The organism is Streptomyces sp. NPDC050263, assembly GCF_040655955.1.
GTDB lineage: Bacteria > Actinomycetota > Actinomycetes > Streptomycetales > Streptomycetaceae > Streptomyces.
The window spans coordinates 1-1159 of record NZ_JBFAKW010000313.1 but is presented as its reverse complement, the minus strand read 5'-3'; the positions used below and the strand labels follow the sequence as shown (position 1 = coordinate 1159).

Sequence of the window (1159 nt, the reverse complement as noted above, 5' to 3'; positions counted from 1 at the left end):
GTCGCCGGGAGGCTGCCGGAGAGCGCCAGGTGGTCGGTGGCGCCCTCCTGCTTGCGCAGACCGTGCGGTCCGTCCGTCATCAGGATCGACGGGACGCGACCGGCCGCCCTGGTGGTCCAGAAGTCCGACCCGCTGCCGAGACCTGCTTTCTCTTCCAGGGTCAGTTCGTCGAGGGCGGTCGTGATGTCGGGCATGTGTCCCCTAAAGCTGTTCGGTGGGTTGGGAGGGTGAGCAGGAGTTCAGCGTCTGCGGACGGGCAGGATGCAGATCGTGGCGAGGGCGACCAACACGAGTGCGGCCACCCATACGAAGGTGTATCCGCCGGTGATCGCCACGACCGCTCCGGCGAGGGCCGGACCGAGCGACTGGCCCAGGTTGGTGGCGAGGTTCGCCACACCGAGGTCGCGCCCGTAGGCGTTGGGGTCCGGCAGCACGTCGATGACCAACGCCTGATCGACCGGGATGTAGATACCGAAGGCGAATCCGGCGACGACGGCCTGGACGAACAGTGCGGGAACCGTGGGAGAGACCAGGGGAATGGCCATGGACGCCGCCATGAGGACCGATGCGGCGAAGACGAAGGCCTTCCGACGCTGCAACCGGTCGGAGAGCGGGCCCGCGACGACAATGGCCACCAGGGTGGCAGGCAGTGCCGTCAAGGCGAGCAGGGGGACGAGCTTCGTCGCTTCCGTCACGCTGAGGGCGGGCTTCACATAGCTCTGCAGCATGTACAGGCCGAGGGCCCCTGAGACTCCGTATCCGAAGGTGAGCAGGATGCGAGCGACCCAGACCCACCGGTAGTCCCGATCACGCACCGCGTAGGTGAAGCCGAGAAGGAACGACTTCCACTCGAACTTCGGCACGTGCAGATCCAGCGAGGAGCCGTCCTTCACCCGCCACACGAAGAGCACGACGCACAGCACGACCAGTGCGGCGAAGACGAAATAGCTGTTCAGACCGAGTGCCGAGAGGGCCGCGCCCGCCCCGACGCTGCCGAATACACCGCCCAGGAACGAACCGAAGCCGCCGAACGCCGACGTGCTGCCGCGTCGACTCTCGGGAATGCGATCGGCGAGAGTCGCCCCCAGCGGCGAGGCCGCCGCGTTCAACGCCACCGAGGCGATGACCCAGAACACCGTGAGGTTGGCCACGGTCGGTG

General features: G+C 67.2%; 2 protein-coding genes. Both read right to left on the bottom strand.

Translation table 11 applies throughout. The annotated features are described in order from the left end of the window. Positions 1-194, bottom strand: a 194-nt coding sequence (locus tag AB0J04_RS46235) for a hypothetical protein (protein WP_363174749.1), incomplete at its 3' end; no start/stop codon positions are given. Positions 195-239: 45 nt separating this feature from the next. Continuing rightward, a partial coding sequence (locus AB0J04_RS46230) for an MFS transporter (protein ID WP_363174748.1) occupies positions 240-1159 on the bottom strand: 920 nt, incomplete at its 5' end.